General features: G+C 65.9%; 22 protein-coding genes and 1 tRNA gene. 13 read left to right on the forward strand and 10 right to left on the reverse strand.

Annotation, left to right across the window (positions count from 1 at the left end; all coding sequences use genetic code 11):
• Positions 1–93 precede the first annotated feature (93 nt).
• The 7 genes from dusB to hflX all read left to right on the forward strand — a co-directional run bounded on the left by dusB (position 94) and on the right by hflX (position 9,336).
• Complete coding sequence (gene dusB / locus AC58D2_RS10425; RefSeq protein WP_497390017.1) at positions 94–1,092, forward strand: tRNA dihydrouridine synthase DusB; 999 nt, start codon at positions 94–96, stop codon at positions 1,090–1,092.
• Positions 1,089–2,183, forward strand: coding sequence for a two-component system sensor histidine kinase NtrB (locus AC58D2_RS10430; RefSeq protein WP_497390019.1), 1,095 nt, complete (start codon positions 1,089–1,091; stop codon positions 2,181–2,183). The genes dusB and AC58D2_RS10430 overlap by 4 nt, the downstream gene beginning before the upstream one ends.
• Complete coding sequence (ntrC, locus tag AC58D2_RS10435) at positions 2,180–3,598, forward strand: nitrogen regulation protein NR(I) (protein WP_497390021.1); 1,419 nt, start codon at positions 2,180–2,182, stop codon at positions 3,596–3,598. Before AC58D2_RS10430 ends, ntrC begins: the two co-directional genes overlap by 4 nt.
• A gap of 121 nt (positions 3,599–3,719) precedes the next feature.
• Complete coding sequence (locus AC58D2_RS10440) at positions 3,720–6,005, forward strand: sensor histidine kinase (protein WP_497390023.1); 2,286 nt, start codon at positions 3,720–3,722, stop codon at positions 6,003–6,005.
• Entirely contained in the window at positions 5,995–7,374 is a 1,380-nt protein-coding gene (gene ntrX, locus AC58D2_RS10445) for a nitrogen assimilation response regulator NtrX (RefSeq protein ID WP_497390025.1), read from the forward strand. The genes AC58D2_RS10440 and ntrX overlap by 11 nt, the downstream gene beginning before the upstream one ends.
• Positions 7,375–7,489: 115 nt before the next feature.
• The gene (hfq, locus tag AC58D2_RS10450; RefSeq protein ID WP_497390027.1) at positions 7,490–7,987 is read left to right on the forward strand and encodes an RNA chaperone Hfq; all 498 of its coding nucleotides are present in this window, start codon (positions 7,490–7,492) and stop codon (positions 7,985–7,987) included.
• A gap of 8 nt (positions 7,988–7,995) precedes the next feature.
• Positions 7,996–9,336: a GTPase HflX gene (gene hflX / locus AC58D2_RS10455; protein ID WP_497390029.1), complete on the forward strand. Its 1,341-nt coding sequence runs from the start codon at positions 7,996–7,998 to the stop codon at positions 9,334–9,336.
• Here the strand turns inward: hflX and mazG are convergent.
• The 10 genes from mazG to AC58D2_RS10505 form a co-directional block, all read right to left on the reverse strand.
• Positions 9,314–10,039 (reverse strand): nucleoside triphosphate pyrophosphohydrolase, encoded by a 726-nt coding sequence (gene mazG / locus AC58D2_RS10460; protein ID WP_497390031.1) that lies wholly within the window; start codon positions 10,037–10,039, stop codon positions 9,314–9,316. The two genes, hflX and mazG, sit on opposite strands and share 23 nt — an antisense overlap.
• A 120-nt stretch (positions 10,040–10,159) precedes the next feature.
• Complete coding sequence (locus AC58D2_RS10465) at positions 10,160–10,336, reverse strand: hypothetical protein (RefSeq protein ID WP_497390033.1); 177 nt, start codon at positions 10,334–10,336, stop codon at positions 10,160–10,162.
• Positions 10,333–11,100: an MBL fold metallo-hydrolase gene (locus AC58D2_RS10470; protein WP_497390035.1), complete on the reverse strand. Its 768-nt coding sequence runs from the start codon at positions 11,098–11,100 to the stop codon at positions 10,333–10,335. Before AC58D2_RS10470 ends, AC58D2_RS10465 begins: the two co-directional genes overlap by 4 nt.
• Positions 11,101–11,113: 13 nt before the next feature.
• On the reverse strand, positions 11,114–11,890 hold the full coding sequence (locus AC58D2_RS10475; RefSeq protein ID WP_497390037.1) for a TatD family hydrolase: 777 nt from the start codon (positions 11,888–11,890) through the stop codon (positions 11,114–11,116).
• 79 nt (positions 11,891–11,969) lie between these two features.
• Entirely contained in the window at positions 11,970–13,550 is a 1,581-nt protein-coding gene (gene metG, locus AC58D2_RS10480) for a methionine--tRNA ligase (RefSeq protein ID WP_497390039.1), read from the reverse strand.
• Positions 13,551–13,588: 38 nt separating this feature from the next.
• Positions 13,589–14,578 carry a DNA polymerase III subunit delta' gene (locus tag AC58D2_RS10485; RefSeq protein WP_497390041.1) on the reverse strand — a complete coding sequence of 330 codons (990 nt, stop codon included), beginning with the start codon at positions 14,576–14,578 and terminating at the stop codon, positions 13,589–13,591.
• The gene (gene tmk, locus AC58D2_RS10490; RefSeq protein WP_497390043.1) at positions 14,566–15,195 is read right to left on the reverse strand and encodes a dTMP kinase; all 630 of its coding nucleotides are present in this window, start codon (positions 15,193–15,195) and stop codon (positions 14,566–14,568) included. Before tmk ends, AC58D2_RS10485 begins: the two co-directional genes overlap by 13 nt.
• Positions 15,189–16,412, reverse strand: coding sequence for a D-alanyl-D-alanine carboxypeptidase family protein (locus AC58D2_RS10495; protein WP_497390045.1), 1,224 nt, complete (start codon positions 16,410–16,412; stop codon positions 15,189–15,191). Before AC58D2_RS10495 ends, tmk begins: the two co-directional genes overlap by 7 nt.
• A gap of 39 nt (positions 16,413–16,451) precedes the next feature.
• A complete protein-coding gene (locus tag AC58D2_RS10500) occupies positions 16,452–17,504 on the reverse strand; it encodes a septal ring lytic transglycosylase RlpA family protein (protein WP_497390047.1) in 1,053 nt (350 codons plus the stop codon).
• Complete coding sequence (locus AC58D2_RS10505; protein ID WP_497390049.1) at positions 17,488–18,546, reverse strand: lytic murein transglycosylase; 1,059 nt, start codon at positions 18,544–18,546, stop codon at positions 17,488–17,490. The genes AC58D2_RS10500 and AC58D2_RS10505 overlap by 17 nt, the downstream gene beginning before the upstream one ends.
• A 153-nt stretch (positions 18,547–18,699) precedes the next feature.
• On the opposite strand from AC58D2_RS10505, the gene AC58D2_RS10510 reads away from it, so the two are divergent.
• The 6 genes from AC58D2_RS10510 (at position 18,700) to AC58D2_RS10535 (ending at position 25,568) form a co-directional block, all read left to right on the forward strand.
• A tRNA-Ser gene (locus tag AC58D2_RS10510) sits at positions 18,700–18,789 on the forward strand.
• Between the two features lie 13 nt (positions 18,790–18,802).
• Complete coding sequence (locus AC58D2_RS10515) at positions 18,803–19,699, forward strand: hypothetical protein (RefSeq protein WP_497390051.1); 897 nt, start codon at positions 18,803–18,805, stop codon at positions 19,697–19,699.
• Positions 19,700–19,777: 78 nt separating this feature from the next.
• Entirely contained in the window at positions 19,778–22,987 is a 3,210-nt protein-coding gene (locus tag AC58D2_RS10520; RefSeq protein WP_497390053.1) for an autotransporter outer membrane beta-barrel domain-containing protein, read from the forward strand.
• A 186-nt stretch (positions 22,988–23,173) separates the two neighbouring features.
• Positions 23,174–23,943 (forward strand): IS5 family transposase gene (locus AC58D2_RS10525; protein ID WP_497390055.1). Its coding sequence is split into 2 segments (ribosomal slippage): positions 23,174–23,488 and positions 23,491–23,943, totalling 768 coding nucleotides; the frame shifts between segments, so codons are not numbered across the junction.
• Between the two features lie 196 nt (positions 23,944–24,139).
• A complete protein-coding gene (locus tag AC58D2_RS10530; protein ID WP_497390057.1) occupies positions 24,140–24,661 on the forward strand; it encodes an RNA polymerase sigma factor in 522 nt (173 codons plus the stop codon).
• On the forward strand, positions 24,651–25,568 hold the full coding sequence (locus AC58D2_RS10535) for a FecR family protein (RefSeq protein ID WP_497390059.1): 918 nt from the start codon (positions 24,651–24,653) through the stop codon (positions 25,566–25,568). The genes AC58D2_RS10530 and AC58D2_RS10535 overlap by 11 nt, the downstream gene beginning before the upstream one ends.
• The last annotated feature ends 1 nt before the right edge of the window (position 25,569 follow it).

Here is a 25,569-nt window from a genome sequence, read left to right on the forward strand (position 1 = left end):
GCGCCGGGTAGCGCAGCATCGGCTTGCGGGAAAGCCATAGAGCGTGTAGGGCGCTGCTTAAATTTTAGGCAGTTTTGACGAAAGTTCCCCCCAATGGCGCCGCTTCGGCCCATCCAAATCGGCAATATAACGATCGCGGATCCGGTTATCCTTGCGCCGATGACCGGCGTCACCGACCGGCCCTTCCGGACGCTCGTCCGCCGTTATGGCTCGGGGCTCAACGTGACCGAAATGATCGCGAGCCAGGCCGCGATCCGCGAGACGCGCCAGTCGATCCAGAAGGCCGCATGGGATCCGGTCGAGGAACCGGTGTCGATGCAGCTTGTCGGCTGCACCCCCTATGAAATGGGCGAGGCGGCGAAATTGAACGAGGATCGCGGCGCGGCGATCATCGATATCAACATGGGCTGTCCGGTCCGCAAGGTGACGAACGGCGATGCCGGCTCGGCCCTGATGCGCGACCCGACGCTCGCTGCGGCGCTGATCAAATCCTGCGTCGACGCCGTGTCGGTGCCGGTGACCGTCAAGATGCGGATGGGATGGGACCATGACAGCCTGAATGCCCCCGAACTCGCGCATATCGCAGAGGATCTGGGCGCGAAGCTGGTGACCGTGCACGGTCGCACCCGCAACCAGATGTACCGCGGAACGGCCGACTGGGCCTTCGTTCGCAACGTCAAGGACGCGGTGTCGATCCCGGTGATCGTGAACGGGGACATCTGTTCGAGCGACGACGCTCGGACCGCGCTCGATCAGAGCGGCGCCGACGGGGTGATGATCGGCCGCGGCGCCTATGGGCGCCCGTGGCTGCTTGGACAGGTCATGGCGGCTCTGCGCGGCGAAGCCGAAAGGCCCGACCCGGGAATCGACGAACAATATGAAATTATCACAACGCACTACCGCGCGATGCTCGACCATTATGGTGAGATGACCGGCGTCAACATGGCGCGCAAGCATCTCGGTTGGTACGTCAAGGGACTGCCGGGTTCGGCCGAGTTTCGCAACAAGGTGAACCAGATCCCCGACAGCAAAGGCGTTCTCGACGCGCTCGAAGGCTTTTACGGTCCCTTCCTTAGCAGGGCCGCCGCGTGACCGCCCATACGTCGAGTATTCCGACGTTCGACCATGACGAGTTGATCCATTCGCATCCGGTGGCCACGCTGTTGCTCGACCGTGGCGGGGTGGTGCTTTTCGTCAACGCAGCCGCCGAACAGCTTTGCAACGTCAGCCGGTCGGCGATGGTCGGGCGCGTCGTCTATGACGTCATCCGCATGGACCGCAGCTATCGCCAGCGACTGAACGATCCGTCGACCCCGGCGCTGTTCGCGCATCGCGCCGAAATCGCGGTCGGCGGGCGCAAAGCCATTTTCGTCGATATGCAGATGGTGCCCTATGGTCAGAACGGCCATCGCATTCTTGCGCTCGTTCCTTCGCAGAGCGAGGCCGAATTGCTCGGCGGCTCGCTCAGCCGCTCGGGGCGCGCGGCGGGCGCGGCCGCGTCGATGCTGGCGCACGAAATCAAGAATCCGCTCGCCGGGATCAAGGGCGCGGCCCAGTTGCTCGCGCGCAAGGTCGACACGGGCGGCGAGCGTTTCACGACGCTGATCTGCGCCGAGGTCGACCGCATCACCAACCTGATCGACCAGATGGAGCATTTTTCCCGCGGGCAACCGCTCGCCTGTTCGGCGATCAACCTCTACCCGCCGATCCACCAGGCGATGGAGGCCGTGCGCGCCCGGCAATTCGACAGCGTCCGCTTCGTCGAGGATTTCGACCCTTCGCTGCCCTTGGTGCTCGGCAACCATGACGCCATGGTCCAGATCCTGCTGAACCTCGTCACCAATGCGTGCGAGGCGCTCGGCGCGCATGACGACGGCACGGTTCGCGTCGCCACGGCCTATCGTCATGGGCTGTCGATCGACAACGGCGACGGGCGCGGGCGCATCGCGCTGCCGATCGAGTTGAGCGTCAGCGACAACGGCCCGGGCGTCCCCGCCGACATTCGCGGCGACCTGTTCGATCCCTTCGTGACGACGAAGCGCGAGGGCAGGGGGCTGGGCCTTGCTCTCGTTGCAAAGCTCGCTCGCGACATGGGCGGGACCGTCCAGCACATGCGCGACGGCGACTGGACGCGCTTCCGCGTCCATTTGCCCACGGCCGGACAAAAGGCGGCAGGCTCGTGACGGCCGACAAGACGATCCTGCTGGTCGAGGACGACCCGGCCATCGCGCTGATCATCCGCGAGACATTATCGACCGAATGCGGTCAGTTCGCGTCGGTCGGCAGCATCGCCGAGCGCAACGCCTGGCTCGCCGACCATCGCCCCGACCTGATCATCACCGATGTCGTGCTGCCCGACGGCGACGGCATCGATTCGCTTCCCGGCGTCGGGGTCGATCCGCTGACCCCGGTCATCGTCCTGTCGGCGCAGAACACGCTCGACACCGCGGTGCGCGCGACGGGGATCGGCAGCTACGATTATCTGCCCAAGCCTTTCGATCTCGACGAGTTGACCGCCAGCGTGCGCGCGGCGCTTCAGCGGCGCACCCTCCCGAGCGCGGGGATCGATCCCGCGCCCGAAGACAGCCACGGGCTCGTCGGTCGCGCGCCCGCGATGCAGGCAGTCTACCGCACGATCGCGCGGCTCGCCACCAATGACCTTGCGGTGCTCATCCTGGGTGAATCGGGGACCGGCAAGGAAGTTGTCGCGCGCGCGATCCATGCGACGGGGCTCCGGCGCAGTGGACCGTTCGTGGCGATCAACATGGCCGCCATCCCCCGCGAACTGATCGAAGCCGAATTGTTCGGGCATGAAAAGGGCGCCTTTACCGGCGCCACGAACCGCAGCGCCGGACGCTTCGAGCAGGCGGCGGGCGGCACGCTCTTCCTCGACGAAATCGGCGATATGCCGCTGGAGGCACAGACGCGGTTGCTGCGCGTCCTGCAAAGCAACGAATATTCGACCGTTGGCGGCAGCCAGGCGCTGAAAGCCGACGTCCGCGTCGTTGCCGCGACCCACCGCGACATGCGTACCCTGGTCGCCGACGGGCGCTTCCGCGAGGACCTCTTCTATCGGCTCAACGTCATCCCGGTGACGTTGCCGCCGCTGCGCGACCGGCGCAGCGACATTCCGGCTCTCGTACGGCATTTCATCGATGCGGGGCGACATTCGGGCCTGCCCGACCGCCAGTTCGCGCCGGCGGCGATGCAACTGCTCGAACGGCACGACTGGCCGGGCAATGTCCGCGAACTCGGCAACGTCGTCCAGCGCCTCGCGGTGCTCTCGCGCGATACGGTGGTCGCCCCGCGCGACGTCGAGGCGGTGCTCCATGAAAGCGGCGAGGGGGCTTCGCTTGCGGCGCCCGCCGACCTGATCGCCCGCGCGATCGACGACTGGGCGCGCGAAGAGCTTGCCCGCGGCGACAGCGACGGCGAAATCCACGCGCGGCTCGAGGCGATCGTCGAAACCGCGCTGCTTCGCCGCACCCTGCGCGAAGTGCGCGGCAACCAGCTCGAGGCGGCGCGGCGGCTCGGCATCAATCGCAACACGCTGCGCAAGCGGCTCGGCCAGCTCGAAATCGATCCCTCGCAGCCCTGATTCAGGATCACGCTCCATTACAAACCGCGCGTGGAGGTCCTTGCGACTGAGCGCGCGCAATTCCTGTTGAAGCGCATATTGTGTGTTTTCTATGCAACAGCTTTGTCGTATCGAAGCAACAATGGCGCAATCGGCTCCTTTGATTCCTCCCGACGATATCGACCGCCAGCCGTCGCGCGCATGGCGCTTTGCCGCACCCGAATATTATACGCTCGCGCTGATGCTCAGCATCGGCATCGCGACCTATATCTTCGTCACCGGCGATGCGCAGAGCGAACGGTTGCTGACCCCGGCGCTCGTCGCGGCGATCATGATCGTCAATCTGGTGCCCGCGATGGCGCTGATCGTGCTGATCGGCAGCCGCATCGCGCGCAGTCGCGCCGAGCGGACGATGGGCGGCGGCAATGGCCGGCTGCACGTCCGGCTCGTCGCGCTCTTTTCGCTGCTCGCGGCGGTGCCGACGTTGCTCGTCGTCATCTTCGCGTCGCTGTTGTTCCAATATGGCGTCGATTTCTGGTTCTCGGATCGCTCGCGCGGCATGTTCGAAAATGCCGCGAGCCTGGCCGAAGGCTATTATCAGGAAAATCAGCGCGAGGTGGGCGACAACACGGCGGTGATGGCCAAGGATCTGGGCGACAAGCTCGTGCAGGTTCCGATCGATAGCAAAGAGTTCGTCAACTATTACTATCTTCAGGTTCTCTCGCGAAACCTGAATGAATCGGCGATCATCGAGGTTGGCGACGACGGTATTCCCCGGACCGCCGCGATGATCGACCCTGATGGGCGGGATGCCAAAAGCCGGCTTTCCAATGAGGTCGTATCGCGGCTCGATGCGGGCGAGGACGTGGTCGTCGTGCGGCGATCCGACCGGATCGAGGCGACGACCCGGTTGCCGGGAACGAGCCGTGCCTATCTGTTCGCATCGCGCGATTTCAACGTGCCGGGCTTTCAGCAGTCGCAGCGCGCCAATACGGTGCTCGCCGATTACAACAGCCTGTTCGAACGCTCGCAGCAATTGCAGGTTCGCTTCAACGGAGCCCTCTATCTCGGCTCGCTGTTGCTCCTTGCGCTGGCGGTCATCGCCGCGATCGTCGTCGCCGACCGGATCGTGCGTCCCTTGGGCACGCTGATCGGCGCCACCCGGACGGCGGCGGGGGGCGATTTGTCGGTCCGCGTGCCCTTGCCCGCGCGCGACGACGAAATCGCCGTCCTCACCAACGCTTTCAATCGCATGACGGAACAGTTGCAGGGCCAGACGAGCGCGCTAGTCAGCGCCAACAAGCAACTCGAAACACGGCGCAGCTTTATCGAGGCGGTGCTCAGCGGCGTCACCTCGGCCGTGGTGTCGGTCGGTCCCGACCGCCGGATCCTACTCGCGAACGCAGCGGCCGAGCGGCTGATCGGGAACGAGGGTGAGAGCCTGACGGGTCGATCGCTCGTCGACGTCGCTCCCGAACTCGTCGCGGTGATCGACGGCGACGAGCATGAAGCGATCGTGCAACTCGCCCGGCGCGATGCCGAGCCCGCGACCCTCGCCGCGAAAGCGGTGGCGCAGGGCGATGGTTTCGTGTTGAGCTTTGAGGACATCACGCAGCAATTGCTCGACCAGCGCCGCGCCGCCTGGTCCGATGTCGCGCGGCGCATCGCGCACGAGATCAAGAACCCGCTGACCCCGATCCAGCTCGCGGCGGAACGCTTGCAGCGCCGTTTCGGCGACAAGGTGCAGGGCGACGAAGCGACCTTCCGCAAGCTGACCGACACGGTCATTCGCCAGGTTCACGACATGCGCCGGATGGTCGACGAGTTTTCGAGCTTCGCGCGAATGCCGAAGCCGACCTTCGGTGTCGAGGATGTCCGCGACATATTGAAGCAGGCGGTTTTCCTCTTCGAGGTGGCAAAGCCCGACATCCTGTTCAGCATCAAGGCGCCGAACGAGATCGAGCCGCTCGTCTGCGACCGCCGCCTGCTGTCCCAGGCGCTGACGAATATCGTCAAAAATGCCGTGGAAGCGATTGAGGAAAGGTCGAAAAAGTCGGGCGACACGACGGGCGGCCATATCGCCGCATCGCTCGACATCGGCGCGCAGGGCGAGGTGCGGATTCAGGTCGTCGACGACGGCATCGGCCTTCCCGAGGCGCGCGATGCGATCGCCGAGCCCTATATGACGACGCGGCAGGGCGGGACGGGGCTGGGGCTCGCGATCGTGCTCAAGATCGTCGAACAACATTATGGCGAGCTGGAATTTACCGACAATCCGGCGGGGCGGGGGACATGCGTGACGCTGACCCTGCATCCCGAACGGCTCCGGCCGCTCGCCGGCAAGGGCGGGGAGGGCGAAGCAGGGCAGGCGGAATCGGTCCCGGGCCGCATCCGGAACCGGCAGGATAGAGAAGATCATGGCGCTTGATATTTTGATCGTCGACGACGAACGCGACATTTGCGACCTGGTGGCCGGAGTCATGGAGGACGAAGGCTATGAGGCGCGCACCGCGATGGACAGCGATGCGGCGCTCGACGCGATCCGCCAACGGCGCCCGTCGCTCGCGCTCGTCGATGTCTGGCTCCAGGGGTCGCGGCTCGATGGCCTTGGCCTTGTGGAAGCGATCAAGGCGTTCGACCCGACGCTGCCGATCATCGTGATTTCGGGGCACGGCGGTCTCGACACCGCGGTCGCGGCGATCCGCCGCGGCGCCTTCGACTTCATCGAAAAGCCGTTCGAGGCCGAACGCCTCATCCATCTCGTTGCGCGCGCAACCGAGAATGAGCGGCTGAAATTCGAATATGAGCAATTGCGCGAAAGAGCTGGCCCCGCAGAGGAATTGACCGGCAACAGCAGCGCGATCAACAATGTTCGCGCGACATTGAAGCGCGTCGCCGGTACCGGAAGCCGCGTCCTCATCACCGGGGCGCCGGGGGTCGGCAAGGAAGTCGCGGCGCGCGTGCTGCACGGCTGGAGCGGGCGGCAGACCGCGCCATTCCGGGTCATATCGTCGGCGCGCATGGATCCCGAAACGGTGGAAGCCGAATTGTTCGGTACCGAAAGCGACGATGGAGCGATCCGAGTCGGTTTGCTCGAACAGGCGCATGGCGGCACCCTGTTTCTCGACGAAGTCGCCGACATGCCTCTGACGACGCAGGGAAAGATATTGCGCGTGCTCACCGACCAGAGCTTCACGCGGGTCGGCGGCCGCACGATGATTCGCGTCGATGTCCGGATCATCTCGGGCTCCGCGCGCGACCTGACCGCCGAGATCGCCGAGGGGCGCTTCCGCGAGGACCTCTATTATCGCCTCAATGTCGTTCCCGTTCATATCCCGCCGCTGCGCGAGCGACGCGACGACATCGCAAGCCTATGCGACCATTTCGTGCGCCGCTATGCCGCCGATCGCCGTGTTCCTCCGCCCGAAATGAGCGCCGAAGCGATGGCGTCCCTCCAGGCGCACGATTGGCCCGGCAACGTCCGCGAATTGCGGAACGTGATCGAGCGGGTGATGATCCTGGCGCCGAGCGATCGGCTGGCGCAGATCGATGCGGACATGCTTCCTTCGGAACTCGTGCGCGGCGGCACCGACATCCTGCCCGGATCGGAATCGATCACCGCCATTCCGCTCAAGGAAGCCCGGGAGAATTTCGAGCGCGAATATCTGCGCATCCAGATCAACCGCTTTTCGGGCAACATCTCGCGCACCGCGACCTTTATCGGAATGGAACGCTCGGCGCTGCACCGCAAGCTGAAGCTGTTGGGATTGACCGACAATCCTTCCGACGATGGGTGACGGCTTCGCACTGGACCTTGGGTCCACTTTGCCGCATATTGCATGTCGCCAAGATGAAACGGCGGTCCGATAAACGGACCCCCAGCGGCAACGCCGCCAAGAACAGGAGGCCAAAGTGTCCGATAAAAACCAGAATCTCCAGGATCTCTTCCTCAACGCCCTGCGCCGCAGCAAGACCCCCGTGACGATGTTCCTCGTCAAGGGTGTGAAGCTGCAGGGGATTATCACCTGGTTCGACAATTTCTCGCTGCTGCTCCGCCGCGACGGCCAGTCGCAGCTCGTTTACAAGCATGCGATTTCCACGATCATGCCGTCGCACGATTTCGACCTTGCCGCGCTCGGCGACGATGTGCGCGCGGCGCCCGCCAGCAAGGGCAAGGCGTTGCAGGACGTCTTCCTCAACGCCGTCCGGCGGTCCGAGGAATCGGTGACGATGTTCCTCGTCAATGGCGTGATGCTTCAAGGCGATATCGTCGCCTTCGACCTTTTCTGCATGCTGCTCGAACGCGAACGGCAGGTCCAGCTTGTCTACAAGCATGCGATCTCGACGGTTCAGCCCAATGGTCCGGTCAATCTGGCCGACAATGGCGATGACGAGGCGGACGACGCCTGACGACCGGGATGGACGATAGCATCGGTGAGGTGACGCGCGGTGCGCGCGCGATACTGATCGTGCCCGAGTGGCGCGGGCAGGGGCTTTCGCGCGATCTCGACGCGCGCGTCGGCGAAGCCACAGGGCTGGCGGTCGCGATCGGGATCGAGGTCGTTGCGGTGCATCCGCTGCGACTGCGCCAGACGCGCGCCGCGACGCTGATCGGGGTCGGGCAGCTTGAGGCGATCAAGCCCGATGTTGCCGAAAGTGCCGCGCAGCTCGTCATCGTCGATGCGCCGCTGACCGCGATCCAACAGCGCAACCTGGAAACCGAACTGGGTGCGAAGGTGATCGACCGAACGGGCTTGATCCTTGAAATATTTGGAGAAAGAGCGGCCACGGCCGAAGGGCGGCTGCAGGTCGAGCTCGCCCATCTCGACTATCAGGCGGGGCGGCTGGTGCGCAGCTGGACCCATCTGGAACGCCAGCGCGGCGGCTTCGGCTTTCTGGGCGGGCCGGGCGAGACCCAGATCGAGGCCGACCGCCGGATGATCCGCGACCGCATGGCGCGCATCCGCCGCCAGCTCGACGATGCGCGGCGAACCCGGCAATTGCAGCGCGCCAAGCGGCAAAGGGCGCCGTGGCCGGTGGTCGCGCTGGTCGGCTATACCAACGCCGGAAAATCGACGTTTTTCAACCGCCTGACCGGAAGTGCCGTCATGGCGGAAGACATGTTGTTCGCGACACTGGACCCAACGATGCGCGAAATCCGCCTGCCCGGCATCGACAAGGCGATCCTGTCGGACACGGTGGGGTTCGTATCCGACCTGCCGACCGAACTTGTCGCCGCCTTTCGCGCCACGCTGGAAGAGGTCACGACCGCCGACCTGATCGTCCATGTCCGCGACATCGTCCACCCGGACAGCGAGGCGCAATATGACGATGTCCGGACGATCCTGACCTCGCTGGGCGTCGTCGAGGGGGAAGGGGAGGACGGCGAACCGGCCCGACCGATCCCGCAGATCGAGATATGGAACAAGATCGATACCGCCGATCCCGAACGCCGTGCCGCGATCCTGGACATGGCGGCGCGACGGCCTGACGTCGCGGTGATTTCGGCCGAAACCGGCGAAGGGGTCGAAGCGGCGCGGACGCTGATGGCGGCCGAACTCACGGCGCGCCACGAAACGCTGCGCATCGCGCTGCGCTTCGACCAGGGCGAAGCGATGGCGTGGCTCCACGCCCGCGGCGAAGTGCTTGCCGACGAGGCAGAGGAGGGCGGTCACAGGTTGACCGTGCGGCTCGACCCCGCCGACCGGGCGCGGTTCGAACGGCTGTGGCCCGACGCTAGTTTCGTTCCGCCCGCTTGACCGCCTGCCAGTGCGCCTCCTGGGCATCGAGCGACAGCCCCTCGAGGCTGCCGCCGGCGCGGTCTTCCATGGACGCGAAACGTCGCGCGAATTTCAGATTGGCATCGCGCAGCGCGCCTTCGGCATCGACGCCGAGCTTGCGCGCGTAGTTGACGACCGCGAACAACAGATCGCCGACTTCCTCGTGGCGCGCCGCATCGCCGTCCGCATCGGCGACCTCAGCCAGCTCCTCGGCAATCTTGTCGCGCGGGCCTTCGGTGTCGGGCCAGTCGAAGCCGACGCGCGCGGCACGTCCCTGCAACTTCTGTGCGCGCAGCAATGCCGGCAGCGACAGCGCGACACCCGACAAGGCGCCCCGAGGCCCTTCGGCGGCGCGCTCGTCGGCCTTGATCGATTCCCATTGCCGGCGCACGTCGTCGGTGCGGACGTCGCCGAAGATGTGCGGGTGGCGCCGCTCCATCTTGTCCGAAATCGCGTTGGCGACATCGTCGAAACCGAAGAGCCGCTTGTCGGTAGCAATTTGCGCGTGAAAAACGACCTGAAGCAGCAGGTCGCCGAGTTCGTCGCAGATCGCTGCGGGGTCGCCGCCGGCGATTGCGTCGGCAACCTCGTAGGCTTCCTCGATCGTATAGGGTGCGATCGTGTCGAAATCCTGCGCCAGATCCCATTCGCAACCGCCGTCGGGATTGCGCAACCGGCGCATGATCGCGAGCAATCGGTCGATGGGGGATTGGGAGGAGCCGGAGCCGTCCGCAGACATATGATTATCCGATAATATATATTATGTTAAATAGAAGCCGGAGCGCTATCTGCAAGGCCCCCCTCACGTTACCGCTTGCCAGGTCCGGATCACCAGGAACAGCAGCGCGAAGATCGCGGCCCACGCGAGCCCCATCTTCAGCCAGTCCTTCATCGGCAATCGCCGGGCGACCAGCGCGCTCAATACGAGGGTGAACGCCATTGCGAACCAGAGGATGTCGGCGCCCGTGCCCATCGTCATAGCTGCACCTCCAGCCCGTCATACCCCGGCTCGACGCCCGGCGGCAATTCGCCGGCCAGATCGTCATAGTCCATCGTATTGTCCATATGCGTGATGATAGCATGCGGATGGCCGACCTTCGCAAGCGCCTCGAGCGTCATCGCCAGATGCGGATGCGTCGGATGCGGATAGCGGCGCAGCGCGTCGATAACGAAGAGATCGACGCCCTGGAAGAAATCGACCATTTCCTCCGTAAAACGAGAAAAGTCAGTGGCATAGCCAATCTTGTGCGCGCCGTCGCTGAAGACGAGTCCGGAGGCCTGGATCGGGCCGTGCGGCATGTCGATCGCCGAAACCTCGATCGGACCGATCGATTGCTGGTCCTGCAGTTCGACGGGGTCGATCGAAGCCGGGTAGCCGGCATTGCCGGCGAAGGCGTAGGTAAAGCGCCATTTCAACGTCTCGATTACATGCTCGCGGGCATAGGCCGGCACAGGAGACCCGCGGCGCAGGTGCATGATCTGCCGCAAATCGTCGAGCCCATGACAATGATCGGCGTGTTCGTGCGTCCAGATGACCGCGTCGACTTCGCCGACCCCGGCGTCGAGCAATTGCAGCCGCATATCGGGACTGGTGTCGACAAGCAACCGATAGCCGCCGAGCGAGACCAGGATCGACGCGCGGCTGCGCAGGTTGCGGGGGTTGTCCGGATCGCAGGCGCCCCAGTCGTTGCCTATCCGCGGCACCCCCGACGAGGTGCCGCACCCGAGAATCCGTACCTTCATGCGGCGCGTGACGTCATGGCTGCGCCTTGCTGAAAAGACGGTAGAAATTTTCGGACGTTGCGGCGCCAAGCGTGTCGCGGTCCTCGCCGCGCAAGTCGGCCAGAAAAGCCAGAGTGTCGGCCACGAACGCCGGTTCGCCGGTCTTGCCGCGGTGCGGAACGGGGGCGAGGAAGGGGGAATCGGTTTCGATCAGCAGCCGGTCCTGCGGCAACCACCGGGCGGTCGCCTGCAAATCGGCCGCGTTCTTGAACGTCACAATCCCCGAAATCGAGATATAGAGACCGAGGTCGAGCGCCCGGCGCGCGAAATCGTCGCTCGCGGTGAAGCAGTGGATGACGCCCGGATAGGCCGCCTGCCCCATTTCCTCCCCGAGCAGCGCCAGCGTGTCGGCCTCTGCATCGCGCGTATGGACGATGATGGGCAGGCCGGTTTCCTGGGACGCGTGGATATGGCGCCGGAAACTGTCCTGCTGTCGCCGACGGTCGCTCTTGTCGTAATAATAGTCGAGCCCGGTTTCGCCGATGCCGACCACGCGCGGATGCGCGGCGCGGCGGACGAGCTTCGCGGTATCAACGTCGGGATGCTGGTCGGCGTCGTGCGGGTGGATGCCGACGCTGGCCCAGACGTCGCCGTTGGTTTCGGCGGCGGCGAGAACCTCGTCCCATTCGCTCTCGCGCGTGGCGATGTTGAGCATCGCGGTGACGCCGCGGGCACGGGCGCGTTCGAGCACGTCACCCTGTTGTTCGGCGAGCCCCTTGTAGTTGAGATGGCAATGCGAATCGACGAGCATCAGGCTGATTTCCCATGCCTATCATTGCGGGAAGCGAATGACTTCGCTCCGCTCGCAATGATATTTGTCCCGAGGGCGATCATTCCCCTTCCCCTTCGCCCGCCGGAAGCTCGAGCCGGGGAAAGATCGGCACGGGCTGGCCGACGGCGAAGCCGCTGTCGGCGAGGTTCGCAAACCAGTCGGCGTCGGCGAGCGCCGCGAAATCGCGCGCGTCGGGCGCGATGCCCATCTGGTCGAGCAGCTTGTCCGCCGCGTCGGGTACGACCGGGCGGATCGCGATCGCAAGCGCGCGCACGGCCTGGAACAAGGTCATCAACACCGCGCGCATCCGATCGGGATCGGTCTTGCGAAGCGCCCATGGCGCCTGCGTATCGACATATTGGTTGCACGCGAAAACCGCGCGGATCCAGTCTTCGATCCCGACCGAGAAAGCGAGCTGCTCGAATTCGCGCGGCTGTCGCACACACGCCATGTCCAGGACATCGCCAATCAGCGAGACATCATCCTGAGACGCCTGATAATCGGCACTCAATTCACCGCCCAAATTCTTGAAAATCATCGACAAGCTACGCTGCGCCAGATTGCCGAAGCTGTTGGCAAGATCGGCGTTGGCGGACCGGACGATCGCGTCGGCCGAATAGCTGCCGTCCTGACCGAAGCTGACTTCGCGCAGCAGATAATAGCGCAGCGCGTCGACCCCGAACTGCTCGGCGAGCGCCATCGGGTCGACGACGTTGCCAAGCGACTTCGACATCTTCTCGCCGCGGTTCAGAAGGAAACCGTGGCCAAAGACCTGCCTGGGCAGCGGCAGATCGGCACTCATCAGGAACGCCGGCCAGTAAACGGTATGGAAACGAACGATATCCTTACCTATCATATGGATGTCGGCGGGCCAGAAGCGCGCGAAATCGCTGTCCGCATCGGGGTAGCCCAACCCCGAAAGATAGGTGGTGAGCGCGTCGACCCAGACATACATCACATGGCCCGGCGAATCCGGCACCGGAACGCCCCAGTCGAAACTGGTGCGCGATACGCTGAGGTCCTTGAGCCCACCCTCGACGAAGCGCAGCACTTCGTTGCGGCGGCTTTCGGGACGGATGAAGTCGGGATTGTCGCGGTAGAGCGCGAGCAGCCGGTCCTGATAGGCCGACAGGCGAAAGAACCAGCTTTCCTCGACCGTCCATTCGACCGGCGTCCCCTGCGGCGAGAGTTTCGTTTCCCCTTCCCCCTCGACGAGTTCGTCTTCGTCGTAAAAGGCCTCGTCGCGGACCGAGTACCAGCCTTCATAACGGTCGAGATAGAGATCGCCCTTCGCCGCCATCGCGCGCCAGATCGCCTGCGAAGCGGCGTGGTGCGCGGGGTCGGAGGTGCGCATGAACCGGTCATAGCTGATATTCAGCTTGCCATACATCTCCCGGAAATATCCCGACATTTCGTCGGCCAGGTCGATCGTCGCGCGTCCCTGGTCGCGCGCGGTCTGATACATTTTCAAGCCATGTTCGTCGGTCCCCGTGACCATGCGGACGTCGCGGCCGCGCGCGCGCTGGAAGCGGGCCATCGCGTCGGTCGCGATCGCTTCATAGGCGTGGCCGATGTGCGGGCGGCCATTGGGATAGCTGATCGCGGTGGTGATGTAGAAGGGGGTCTTATCCGTGGACATGCGCGCGCCTTAGCCGCTGGGGACCGCGAGGGAAAGCGTCAGCGTGCGCGCGCCGCCTCGCGCGGGGCCAGTTCGGCAAGGCAGTTGCCGATTTCGAACCCGACCATCGCGCCGTCATAGGATCCGCGCACCGCATCGCGCACCGTACGCTGCACCCGGTCCCATTGCGCGAGCACCGGGGCGATGTCGGCCAGCGGACGATCGCGCGCGATTCGCGACAGTAGACCCGGGACGATATCGATCACGAGTTCGAGTTTCGCCCGGTTGCTCGTCCCGCCGACCTCTTTCGCGAGCGCTTCGCGAAGCCGGTTGTCGGGGTCGCCGCTGGTAGCGATCGCCAGCAACTTCTTTTCCATGACCGCGACATCGCTGTCGATCAGGGCCAGCGCCTTGCCGGGGACGCCGCCCGAAGCGGCGACGATGGCGCGCTGCTCACCGACCTCCAGCATCGCGCGCATTTCGTGCAGCCACGCCGCCATGACGTCACGTTCAACGGGTTGAAAACGCAGCGTTCTGCACCGCGAGCGGATCGTCGGAAGCAGGCGTCCCGGCGAATGGCTGACGAGCAGGAACAGCGTTCTGGCGGGCGGTTCCTCGAGCGTCTTGAGCAGGGCGTTGGCGCCATCGGTCTCGAGGTCGTCGACCGCGTCGATGATCACCACGCGCCATTCGCCGAGCGACAGCGACAGGTGCAATTTGCGGATCATGCCGCGCACCTGGTCGATCGTGATATTGCGCGCCAGGTCCTTGCTCTTTTCCTTCACCTGTCGTTCGAGGCGGAGGATTTCGGGATGGTTGCCTGCCTCGACGAGCTTCGCCGCTACCGGATCGCCGGGGTCGTCGAGCGACAGGGCTTCCCCCTCCCCGCCGCGACCGTGCGTGACGAGGAAGCGCGCCGCGCGCGTCGCGAACGCCGCCTTGCCCATTCCCTGTGGACCGGCAAGCAGCCACGCATGATGCAGGCGCCCACCCTGCCACGCTTCGGCAAAGGCCTTTTCGGCGTCATGGTGCCCGATCATGGCAGCCATGCCGCCAGCTCGGCGAGGATCGCGGCGGTTACCGCGGCCGCGGGCGCGCCGGCGTCGATCACGCGCCAGCGCGCGGGCTCGGCGGCGGCGATTTCGGCGAAGCGCGCGGCGAGGCGCGCCTGGTAATCGGCGGGCTTGCTCCCCATCCGGTCGGCCGCCGCGCCATCGCGCCGCGCGAGCCGCCGTGCCGCCTCGTCCGCGCCGAGGGTGAGCAGGAAGGTGCGGTCGGGGAGCAACCCCTGCGACCCGAAACCGTGCAGCGCCATGATGTCGGCATCGGTGATGCCGCCGCCGCCGCCCTGATAGGCGCGGCTGGAATCGACGAAGCGGTCGCACAGCACCCACGCGCCGCGAGCGAGCGCGGGACGGATCGTTCGCGCGACATGGTCGGCGCGCGCGGCGGCAAAGAGCAGGGCCTCGCTGCGCGAATCCCAGCGGTCGGCCGCGCCCTCCATCAGCAGGGTCCGGATCGCTTCGGCGCCGGCGCTGCCGCCGGGTTCGCGGGTGGCGACGACTTCGACCCCGCGATCGGCCAGCGCGGCCGCGAGCGCGCCGATCTGCGTCGACTTGCCCGCCCCCTCCCCGCCTTCGAGGGTGATGAAGCGGCCCGTCACCATCCGGTGAGCCGATAGAAGCCGGTACGCGCGCGGTCCCACCAGCCATCGCTTTGTGCCACGGCGTTCGCGGCGAGCAGCGGCGTCACCTGCGGTGGCAGGCCGTCGGGGGTTACGACCAGTTCGGCGATGCGCGCATTGCGGGCAACCGGCGCGGCGATCGGGACCCGCGCGCGCATCGCCGCGCGATAGCCGCCGGTGAATCCCTTCGGCACGGTCATCCGCACCGGGAGGGCCGCCTCGGCCGCCACCGTCGGGCGTTCGCCTTCGCCGACGTCGAGCCGCCCGACCGTCGCATGCTCCGGCACGATCTCGCGCCCTTCCCACGCGTCGAACCCCCATTGCATCAGCCGCGCCGCCTCTTCGCGCCGGGCCTTTTCGCTGTCCATCCCCGCGACGACGAGGATCAGCCGCCGCCCTCCGCGCTTCGCCGAGCCCAGGAAGCAATAGCCTGCCTCGCTGGTATGGCCGGTCTTCAGCCCGTCGGCGCCGTCGACCCGCCCCAGGATCGGATTGCGGTTGGGCTGGACGATCGGCGTCCCGTCGGGCGCGGTGCCATGCCGGAGCCGCGGAATCGAGAAATAGCGCGCATAGCCGCCGGGATGATCGCGGATCAGCCGGTCGGCGAGCGTGATCAGATCGGCGGCGCTCACCTTGGTCACGCCGCCGTCGGGCCAACCATTCGGGGTTCCGAACCGGCTTGACGTCATACCAAGCATGGATGCCATCGCATTCATTCGCTTGACGAAAGCCTCTTCACTCCCGTCGATCCCGACCGCCAGAACCGCGGCGGCGTCATTGCCCGAAACGGTGATCAGACCCTTCAGCAATTCATCGACCGACACTTTCTCGCCGGCGCGCAGGAACATCGTCGAGCCGCCGTTGCTGCCGTTCCATTTGTCATAGGTGCCTTGTTCGACCGTGAAGAGCTTGTCGCGCGACAATTTGCCGCTGTCGATCAGGTCTAGCACGATATAGGCGGTCATCACCTTTGCCATCGACGCCGGCGCGAACCGCTTGCCCGCGCCACGTTCGAACAGGATCGCCCCCGAATCGAGGTCCTTGAGCATCGCGATCGGGGCCTTGGTCGTATAGAGGGGCCGGCTGACCGTCGATGCGGACGCGCTCGCGCCGTTTGCCGTCGCCGCGGGCATCGCCGTCAGCAAGCCCGCCGTGACGGCCAGCGCCGCGCTGCCCTTCGCTATGATATCCCACCGCATGACCGGCGTTTAGAATGCCGGCCCCGCGATGGAAAGGGGTCAGGGTCGATTGCGGACGAGCGCGTCGCGAAAGCCGCCGGCCTTCGCCTTCGCCAGTGCGGCCTGCGCGTCGGCCTGGCTGGCGAACGGACCCATCGTCACGCGCCAATATTTACCCGCCTGAGCGACCGAGCCGCCCAGCGCCCTGGCGGTTTCGTCGGCATTGGCCTTGCTGCCGAACATCGCGACCTGGACGGTATAGCGACCCGACGCAGGAGTCGGCGCGGCGGGCGCGGCAGCCGTGGGTTTGGGGGCCGCCGAAGCGGTCGGCGGCGCTTTTTCCCCCTCGACGACGAACCGGTCGCTGCCCGGCTTTACACGCTCGGGCGGCGGCGCGGACTTGACGGGCGAGGCCGGCGCTTCGGCCGTCTTCGCCGGCGGGGCGTCGGGCGTTGCAGGCTTGGCGGTCGCCGGTGCCGGCTTTGCCACCCCGGCGGCGATCGCCGCGGGCGACGGCAGTCCGCTCAGCTTGCTGCGCAGGATCGCGAGCAGCGAGTCGGGGGTCGGCAGCCGTTCGGGCACCGGATCGCCCGCGCGAAGCTGCGCGCGCTCGGCCACGGGCGGATGGACCCGGCGTACGCGGACCCCGGTCGCCCCGCCCTTGAGCCCCAGCTGCGCGGCCGCAGCGGGCGTCAGGTCGATCAACCGGTCGGTCGCCATCGGCCCCCGGTCGTTGACGCGAACGAGGATGGTGCGCCCGGTATCGAGCGCGGTGACCTCGACATAGCTTGGCAGGGGCAGCGTCTTGTGCGCGGCGGCGATCGCCGCCGGATCGAAACGCTCGCCGTTGGCGGTCGCCTTGTCGCCCGTGCCCTCGCCGTAAACGGTCGCGTAGCCGACCTCGTCATAGTCCGAGATATCGGCGGGAGTATAGGTGGTGTCGCCAACCTTGTAGGGCTTGCCGATCGTCACCGGCGTATCAGGGACCAGCGTGTCGTCAGCGGTCGCCGGCGACGTTATCGGGGCGCTTGAGCGGGCGCCCCCCATCATGCCGCATCCCGACAACAGGGCCAGCCCGGCCACCGCGACACTCGTTCTACCGATCGATTTCATCCGCCAATACCCCCACGGACAGTGCGTAAAAATTGGAACAATTATAGTCCAATATCGCACGATAGTTACCGGTGAGCAAATAAGCGGTATTCCCGGGGCCATCGGGTTCGAGCAAGGTCGCCTGGATCGCCCCGTCGGGCCAGCGGTCGTTCAGCGGCTGGAATCCGTCGGCGCGCCACTCGGCCATCGAGCGCCAGCGGCTGTGCCGCTCGAACACGCGCGAACAGCGTGTTGGCACCAGCTTGTTCGCGAAACGGTTCCGGTCGAAGCCCGCCGGCACGCGCACCGGGATGCCCCACGGCTGCCCCGGACGCCAACCGGCGTTGCGCAGATAGGCGCCGATCGATTCGACCGCGTCGGCCTCGCTCGACCAGATGCGCGCGACGCCGTCGCCGTCGCCGTCCTCGGCGACGCGCAGATAGACCGAAGGCAGGAATTGCGGATAGCCGAAGGCCCCCGCCCAGCTTCCCTTCAGCACGGTGCGCGGAACGCCCTGTTCGACCATTTCCAGCGTCGCGAGGAATTCGGGCTCGAACAGGCTGCGCCGCCGCCCCTCATAGGCGAGCGTCGCGAGCGCTTCGGGAAGGTCGAATCCCCCGGTCACCGCGCCATAAGCGGTTTCATGCCCGAAGATCGCGATCATGATGCTCGGCGGAACCCCGGTGCGCGTCTCGATCCGCGACAGCAGCGGCAACAGCCGGTCGTGGACGCGGCGGCCGCCGTTGATCCGCGCCGCGTCGACATGCTTCGCCTTATAGGGCGCAAAGGGCGGGATCGGGGTGTTCGGATTGGGCGGACTGCCCAGATTGTCGCGGTCGAGCGCGACGACGCGGCTGTTATATTGCAGCCCCGCGGTCACCCGGTCGAACGTCGCGCGCGACACGCCGCGCGCCTGCGCCTTGGGCCACAGCGACTGCACATAGGCGTCGAACGAGGCATTGCCGCTTCCCTGTGCGTGGAGCGGCGCCGACGCGCTCAACATCCAGGCCGAGAGCATCGCCGCCCCCAGGCCCAAAACACGTCCGAATCTGAAAGGCTTCATCCACGTCATCCCTTCCCCATAGGCAAAGACTGACACAGATGCACCCGCCTTGAACAGAGGCGCTCGCGACGGCCCGAGTCAAAGCCGCGCCGTACCGAACCGGCGATGTTTGGACTTGCCGCGCGGCGCCCGCACGCTATGGCGGCGCGCAGAGGACAGGTGGCCGAGTGGTTTAAGGCAGCGGTCTTGAAAACCGCCGTGGGTTCACGCTCACCGTGGGTTCGAATCCCACCCTGTCCGCCAGTCGGGAGGGCGCGTGAGCTTTCAGCCTTTCGGTTATCGGTTTGACGTTAAATCCCGGTATCGTCCGGGCGACGTCAAGGCTGCAATCCGCGCGAGAAAGAAGGGTTGGTTCCACCCGGCCACTGGCGCACGAGGATGGATTCTCGGGCCTTTTCTATGCCTGTGGCTGAATATGTTCGATCGTCACGGTCCGATGCTGATCGGCAGAATCACGGGCGATACCCTGGGATCGCGGATCAGCGGGCGCGCCGGATCGGATTTGAACGGTGTTGCCATGCTGGCCCTGCTGGCCCCCTTCCTGGCATTCGTGCTGTTCAAAGGCTGGTCGTCGGGCCAGATGTCGGGGCCGGGGTCGCTTCTCGTCTTTGGATGCACCTTGCTTCTTATCCCGATAGCTCTCTGGATACACCATTCCGATCGCAAGCAGGCCGAGCCCTTGGTGCGCTTCCTGCGGGACGCAATATCCCCGGACGGAACCGTTCTGAGGAGCCGATCAAAGGCGACGGAGATCGAACTTGGTCTCGCGCTCAAGATTTCCGGTAAAGAACATCCCGGTCCGGTCACGACCGAGACGGTCCATGATGCGTTGCTCGATTCCGGGACGTATGATTTCGTGATTCTGAGACGCGCCTCTGAAGACTATATCCAGTCCGGGTCACGCGACGGCAGATACCTGATCGAGAGGCGAGCCGGGGATCACCTTCATCACTATCGGGCCGCGCGGCCCGGCGCGCCTGTTCAATCGACGACCCGCGACGAGTTTCCTTATGATTTCGAGGAGACGCTTGCGGCCTTCATTGCCTATGCGTCCGAGGCGCCGATGCCGGCCTGCATCCGCTGGCACCGGATCGAGATGCCGCCAGGCGAAGCTGGAGGCGGCGACTTACCCACGGGGTCTGCCCCGAAATAAATTCCAAGGCCGCGCTGGCCCCGTTCCGTCTTGCGATTGTCCCGGGAGGACGTCCCGATCGATCACAAGAGGAATTTCATGCGCAAGACCCTGCTGGCTTCGACCTGCCTCGCCGCGATGGCGGCCCTGCCCGTTCATGCCGAAACCACGATCAGCACCGCGACGACGACGCCGGTCAAGACCTCGACGGTAAAGTCGGGGGCGCCCGACGACATCAAGATCACCAAGGACGGGTCGGTGAAACCGACCGGCGGCACCGCGGTCACGGTCGACAGCGACAACAAGGTCGTGAATGACGGCACGATCCAGATCGGCAATGCGAACGGCGCCACCGGCATCTTTGCCGAAGCCGGCACGACCGGATCGATCACGAACGGCGCGACCGGCAAGATCGTCATCGACGAAAGCTATGAAGGCGAAGATATCGACAATGACGGCGACAAGGACGGGCCGTTCGCGGTCGGCAACGGACGCACGGGGATCGGCACCGGCGGCGCCTTTACGGGCAATATCGTCAACGACGGCGCGATCACGGTCGAAGGCAATGATTCGGCGGGCATCCGCCTTGGCGGCACGCTGACCGGCGAGTTCACCAACAATGGGACGGTCTCGGTGCTCGGCGACAATGCGCTTGGCATCGGACTGCAAGACGTCACCGGCGACGTCCGGCTGGCGGGCAAGGTTGCCGCGATCGGCGAGAATGCGATGGCGGCGCAGCTGACCGGTGACATCGCCGGCGCGCTCGAGATCCAGGGTGAATATGTCGCGAGCGGCTATCGGTTCACCACCCCGCCGTCGGACCCGTCGAAGCTCGATGCCGACGACTTGCTGCAAGGCGGTCCCGCGATCTCGATCGAGGGGGATGTCGATGGCGGCATCATCCTGGCGGTCGCGCCGAAAGTATCCGACGACGATGACGACGACACCGATTCAGACGACGACGGCATCCCCGACGCAAAGGAGGGATCGGCGGTCGTCCGCTCCTTTGGATCGGCCCCGGCGCTGCGCATCGGATCGGCCGACCGCGATATCGCGATCGGCGCGGTCGCCGGCACCGGCACCGACTTTGGCCTGATCATCGACGGGACCGTCGTCGGCAACGGGCTTTACGCGGGCAAGGACGCGACGGGCCTGCAGATCGGCGGGCTTGGCGGCACGGTCGACATTTCGGGCGGGGTCAAGGTCGGCGGCGCGGTCAACGCGATCTCGAAGGACGCATCGGCGACGGCCATCCTGATCGGCGCGGGCGCGACGGTTCCCGAGGTGCGCGTCTCGGGCAAGGTGGAAGCGACGACCGGGGGCGAAGGCGCCGGCGACGTCGCGACCGCCATACTGGTCGAAGCCGGCAGCGACGTTTCGACGATCCGCAACAGCGGGACGGTGAACGCGAAGAGCGGAGGCAAGGATGCGACCGCGCGCGCGATCGTCGACCTGTCGGGCAATGTCGACCTGGTCGAAAACAGCGGCACGATCAGCGCGACGGGCACCAAGGACGGCGGCGACACGATCGCGATCGACCTGTCGGCCAACGGCAGCGGCGCGACGATCAAGCAGGTCGCGGTCGCCGAAGGCAAGACTGCGCCGTCGATCACCGGCGACATTCGCTTCGGCGGCGGCAACGACGTTTTCGACATCGCCGACGGCAAGGTGACGGGGAACACGGTATTCGGCGCCGGTGATAACCAGATGACACTGTCGGGCGACGCGATCTATGCCGGCGATGCCGCCTTTGGGGCCGGCGACGATGCCCTGTCGCTTTCGGGCAGCGCGCGCTTCGTCGGACTGGCCGATTTCGGCGGCGGGTCCGACACGCTGACGATCGGCGATTCGGCGGTGTTTTCGGGTACGCTCGCCAATTCGTCGGGGCTGGACGTCGCGGTGAACGGCGGGGCGTTCGACGTCGGCGGCGCTGCGACGATTTCGTCGCTGTCGGTGACCGACGAAGGCATATTGGCGGTGACGCTCGATGGCGGCGACGATGGCACCGCGCTGACCGTGACGGGCAATGCCAGCTTTGGCGAGGATACCAAGCTGGCGCTGAAGCTCACCAGCATCGACGAAGCCGAGGGCGAGCATATCGTCGTCACCGCCGGGTCGCTGACCGGCGCCGACAATCTGACCACCGAGACGACGCTCCTCCCCTATCTGTTCAAGGGCGAACTCAGTTCCACGGGCACGCAGCTGATCGTCGACGTCGCGCGCAAGAGCGTCGGCGAGCTCGAGCTCAACCGGTCGGAGGCAGGCGCCTTCAACGCGGTCGTCGATGCGCTGGGTGCCGACGAGGAGATCGAGGCGGTGTTCCTCGACATCACGGGCCGCGACGCCTTTCGCGCGCAGATGCAGCAGATGCTGCCCGAGCATGAAGGCGGCGTGTTCGAAACCGTGACGACCGGATCGCGGACGCTGGCCCGCTATCTCCAGGATCCCAACGCGCCTTATCAGGACGAGGGCAAGTGGGGCTATTGGATCAACCAGGCCGTGTGGGGCACGTCGAAGAGCCTTGGCGATACCGCGAGCTATGACGTGTCGGGATGGGGCATTTCGGCGGGAGCCGAGATCGAGACCGGCGCGGGCAACTTCGGCGGCACGATCGCCTATCTGCGCGGCAAGGACGGCAATGGCATCAACGACAACGAGGTGACGACCAACCAGTTCGAAGGCGCGCTCCACTGGCGTCTGCGCTCGAACGGCTGGATGGCCAACGCGCGCGTCGCGGGCGCGCCGATCAAGATGAAGGGCACCCGCGTCTTCCGCGCCGACACCGGCGCCGAAACGCTTGAAAAGACGATGCGCGGCAAATGGGACGGAACGCTCTGGTCGGCGTCGGGTGCGATCGCGCACGACGGCCGCCTTGGCGGCCTGACCTTCCGCCCGGCGGTCGCGGTCGACTATTACAAGCTGAAGGAGGACGGCTACACCGAAACGGGAGGCGGCGATGCGCTCGACCTCACGGTTGCCGACCGATCGAGCGACGAGCTTGCGGTGACGGGCACCGTCACCATGGGGCTCGAGTTCGGGGGGCGCGACGAATATGACGGCTGGACGTGCTTCGAACTGGAGGCGGGCCGGCGCGAGATCGTCGGCGGCTCGCTTGGCGCGACCGTCGCGTCGTTCAAGGACGGCGATCCCTTCACCCTTGTTCCCGAAGAACGCAAGAGCGGCTGGGTCGGTCGCCTGCGCGGGATTGCGGGCAATTCGGCCTTTCAGGTCGGCGGCGAAATCTCCGCGGAGGAACAACAAAACCATGTTGGATGGGCCTTCCGCGCGAGCCTGAAGGTCGGCCTGTAAGGCCGGGCTTCGTGCAGGACGCCGGCCCAATGCCCCCCGGGCCGGCTCCTGCCCTACCGCAAGGGGGAAGCGCCTCCTCACCCTGCTTCCCCCTTGCCTAGGGTCAGGACCCTAGGTCACATACCCATAAACAGGATAGCCATGCGCGGTAGTTTCTGATTCAGTGTTCCCGGAAGGGAGACGCTGATGGCGCGCTTTGATCTGACGGATTTCGAGTGGTCGGTGATCCAGCCCTTGCTGCCGACGAAGGTTCGCGGGGTGAAGCGGGTCGATGACCGGCGAGTTCTGAACGGGATATTCTGGCGGCTGCGGACTGGTGCGCCATGGGCGGATATTCCCTTGCGCTACGGCCCCTACACGACCTGCGTGAACCGCTTCAACCGTTGGCGCAAGGCGGGTGTATGGAAGCGGATATTGGACGCTGTGTCAGAGGCTTACGCGGGCGATATCCAGATGATCGATAGTTCGTCGATCCGCGTCCATCAGCACGCTGCCAATGCCCAAAAAAAGATGGCCGATCCCGTTGCATGGGTCGCTCGCGCGGCGGCTTGACGACCAAGATCCACGCCATGGTCGATGCCCAAGGCCTGCCGATCAACCTCGTCTTGAGCGAGGGGCAAGCCTATGACGGACACAGCGCACATCGGATGCTCGACACGCTCATGCCCGGCTCGATCCTACTCGCCGACCGCGCCTATGATGCCGACAAGTTGCGCGCAGCCATCACCAACAAAGGCGCTTTCGCCAATATTCCGCCCATGCCCCAGCGTGTTCGGAAACCAGCGTTCAGCCCATTCCTCTACCGATACCGCAACTTGATCGAGCGCTTCTTCAACAAACTCAAGCATTTCAGAGCCGTGGCAACACGATATGACAAGCGCGATGATAACTTCCTCGCCTCTGTCCAACTCGCCTCAATCAGGATTTGGTTGCGGCATAATGAGTCGGTGACCTAGGGATCCGATGGACACCGACATGATCGCTCTTGCCCCTCCCCTCCGCCCCTCTGCCCTCGCGGCGGAGGGGTTCGCCCCGGCGGCGCGGTTGCATGGCGCGGCAATCGCGTTATATGACGGCGGCTTCAGGGGGCCGTATCGGGCCGGCGTCGCCGGTGCCGCAGGACATGTAACGGCACTTAGAACCAGATATTCCATGACCGAGGCGACCGACCGGACCGACGCCGCACAGGGCATCGAGGGCATATTGCTCGCCAACCGCGCGCGCATCGTGCGCTTCCTCGAGGTGCGCGGCGCGGGCGATGCCGCCGAGGATCTGTTCCAGGACCTGTGGATGCGCCTGACCGAAAAGGCCGCCGGGCCGATCGCCGACCCGCTCGCCTATGCCATGCGCGCGGCGAACAATCTGATGCTCGACCGGTACCGTTCGGCACGCCAGAGCGCGCTGCGCGACAAGGCGTGGGGCGAAGCCGCCGCGGTGCAGACGCCGTCGGCCGAAAGCGCCCTCATATCGCGCGAGCAACTCGCGATGGTCGAACGCACGATCGCGGCGACCGGCGAACGGCCCGCGCGCATCTTTCGCCGTTTCCGGGTCGACGGCCTGCTTCAGCGCGATATAGCCGCCGAGATGGGGATCAGCCTGAGCACCGTCGAAGCCGACCTGCGCAAGGTCTATGCCGCGCTCGCGGCGCTGCGGAGGCAGTTCGATGCCGGCTGATCCGACGATCGTCGATGCGCAGGCGGCCGACTGGCTGGTCCGCCAGCGCGACCCGGCCTTTACCGACTGGGACGGTTTTGCCGACTGGCTTGCCGAAGACCCGGCGCACGCCGACGCCTATGGCGCGATTGCCAGCCTGGACGTCGACCTCGCCGCCCTGCCTCCCGCGGGTCAGCCCGCCCCCGTCCGCGTCGCCGAACCGCCCCGTCGCCGCCCGTCGCGCCGCCTGTGGCTGGCCGCCGCGCTCGTCGCCGCGATCAGCCTTTCGACCTTTGGCCTGTTCAACGACATGCGGCAGATCGAGACCGCCGCGGGCGAACATCGCAGCATCGAGCTTGCCGACGGTTCGCGGATCGAGATCAACGGCGCGTCGGCCATCACGCTCGACGACGATCGCCCGCGGTTCGCGCGCCTCGATCGCGGCGAAGCGATGTTCCACATCGTCCACCGCGACGATGCGCCGTTCCTCGTCGAAGCCGGCGACGCGCGGATCGTCGACCTGGGCACGGCATTCAACGTCGTGCGCGGTGAAGGGCGGACGGCAGTCGCGGTATCCGAGGGACTGGTTGCCTATAACCCGGCGCGCGAAAACGTCCGGCTCGCGGCGGGCAAGGGGCTGGAGGCACGCGACGGCGCCGCACCCGAGGTGCACGATGTCGACGTCGCCACCGTCGGCGGGTGGCGTACCGGGCTGCTCGTCTACAACGGCGCGCCGCTGCCCCAGGTCGCGGACGACCTGCGCCGCACCGCCGGGATGGACGTCCGCATCGCCCCCAATGCCGAAACCTTGTCGTTCCGGGGCGCGCTCGTCATCGACAGGGACCGCGCGCGCACGGTCGCCGACCTCGCCGCCCTGTCGGGGACGCGCGCCGAGCAGCAGGGCGACGGCTGGGTGCTGATGCGCTGAC

It is taken from the genome of Sphingopyxis sp. CR5 (genome assembly GCF_059693785.1).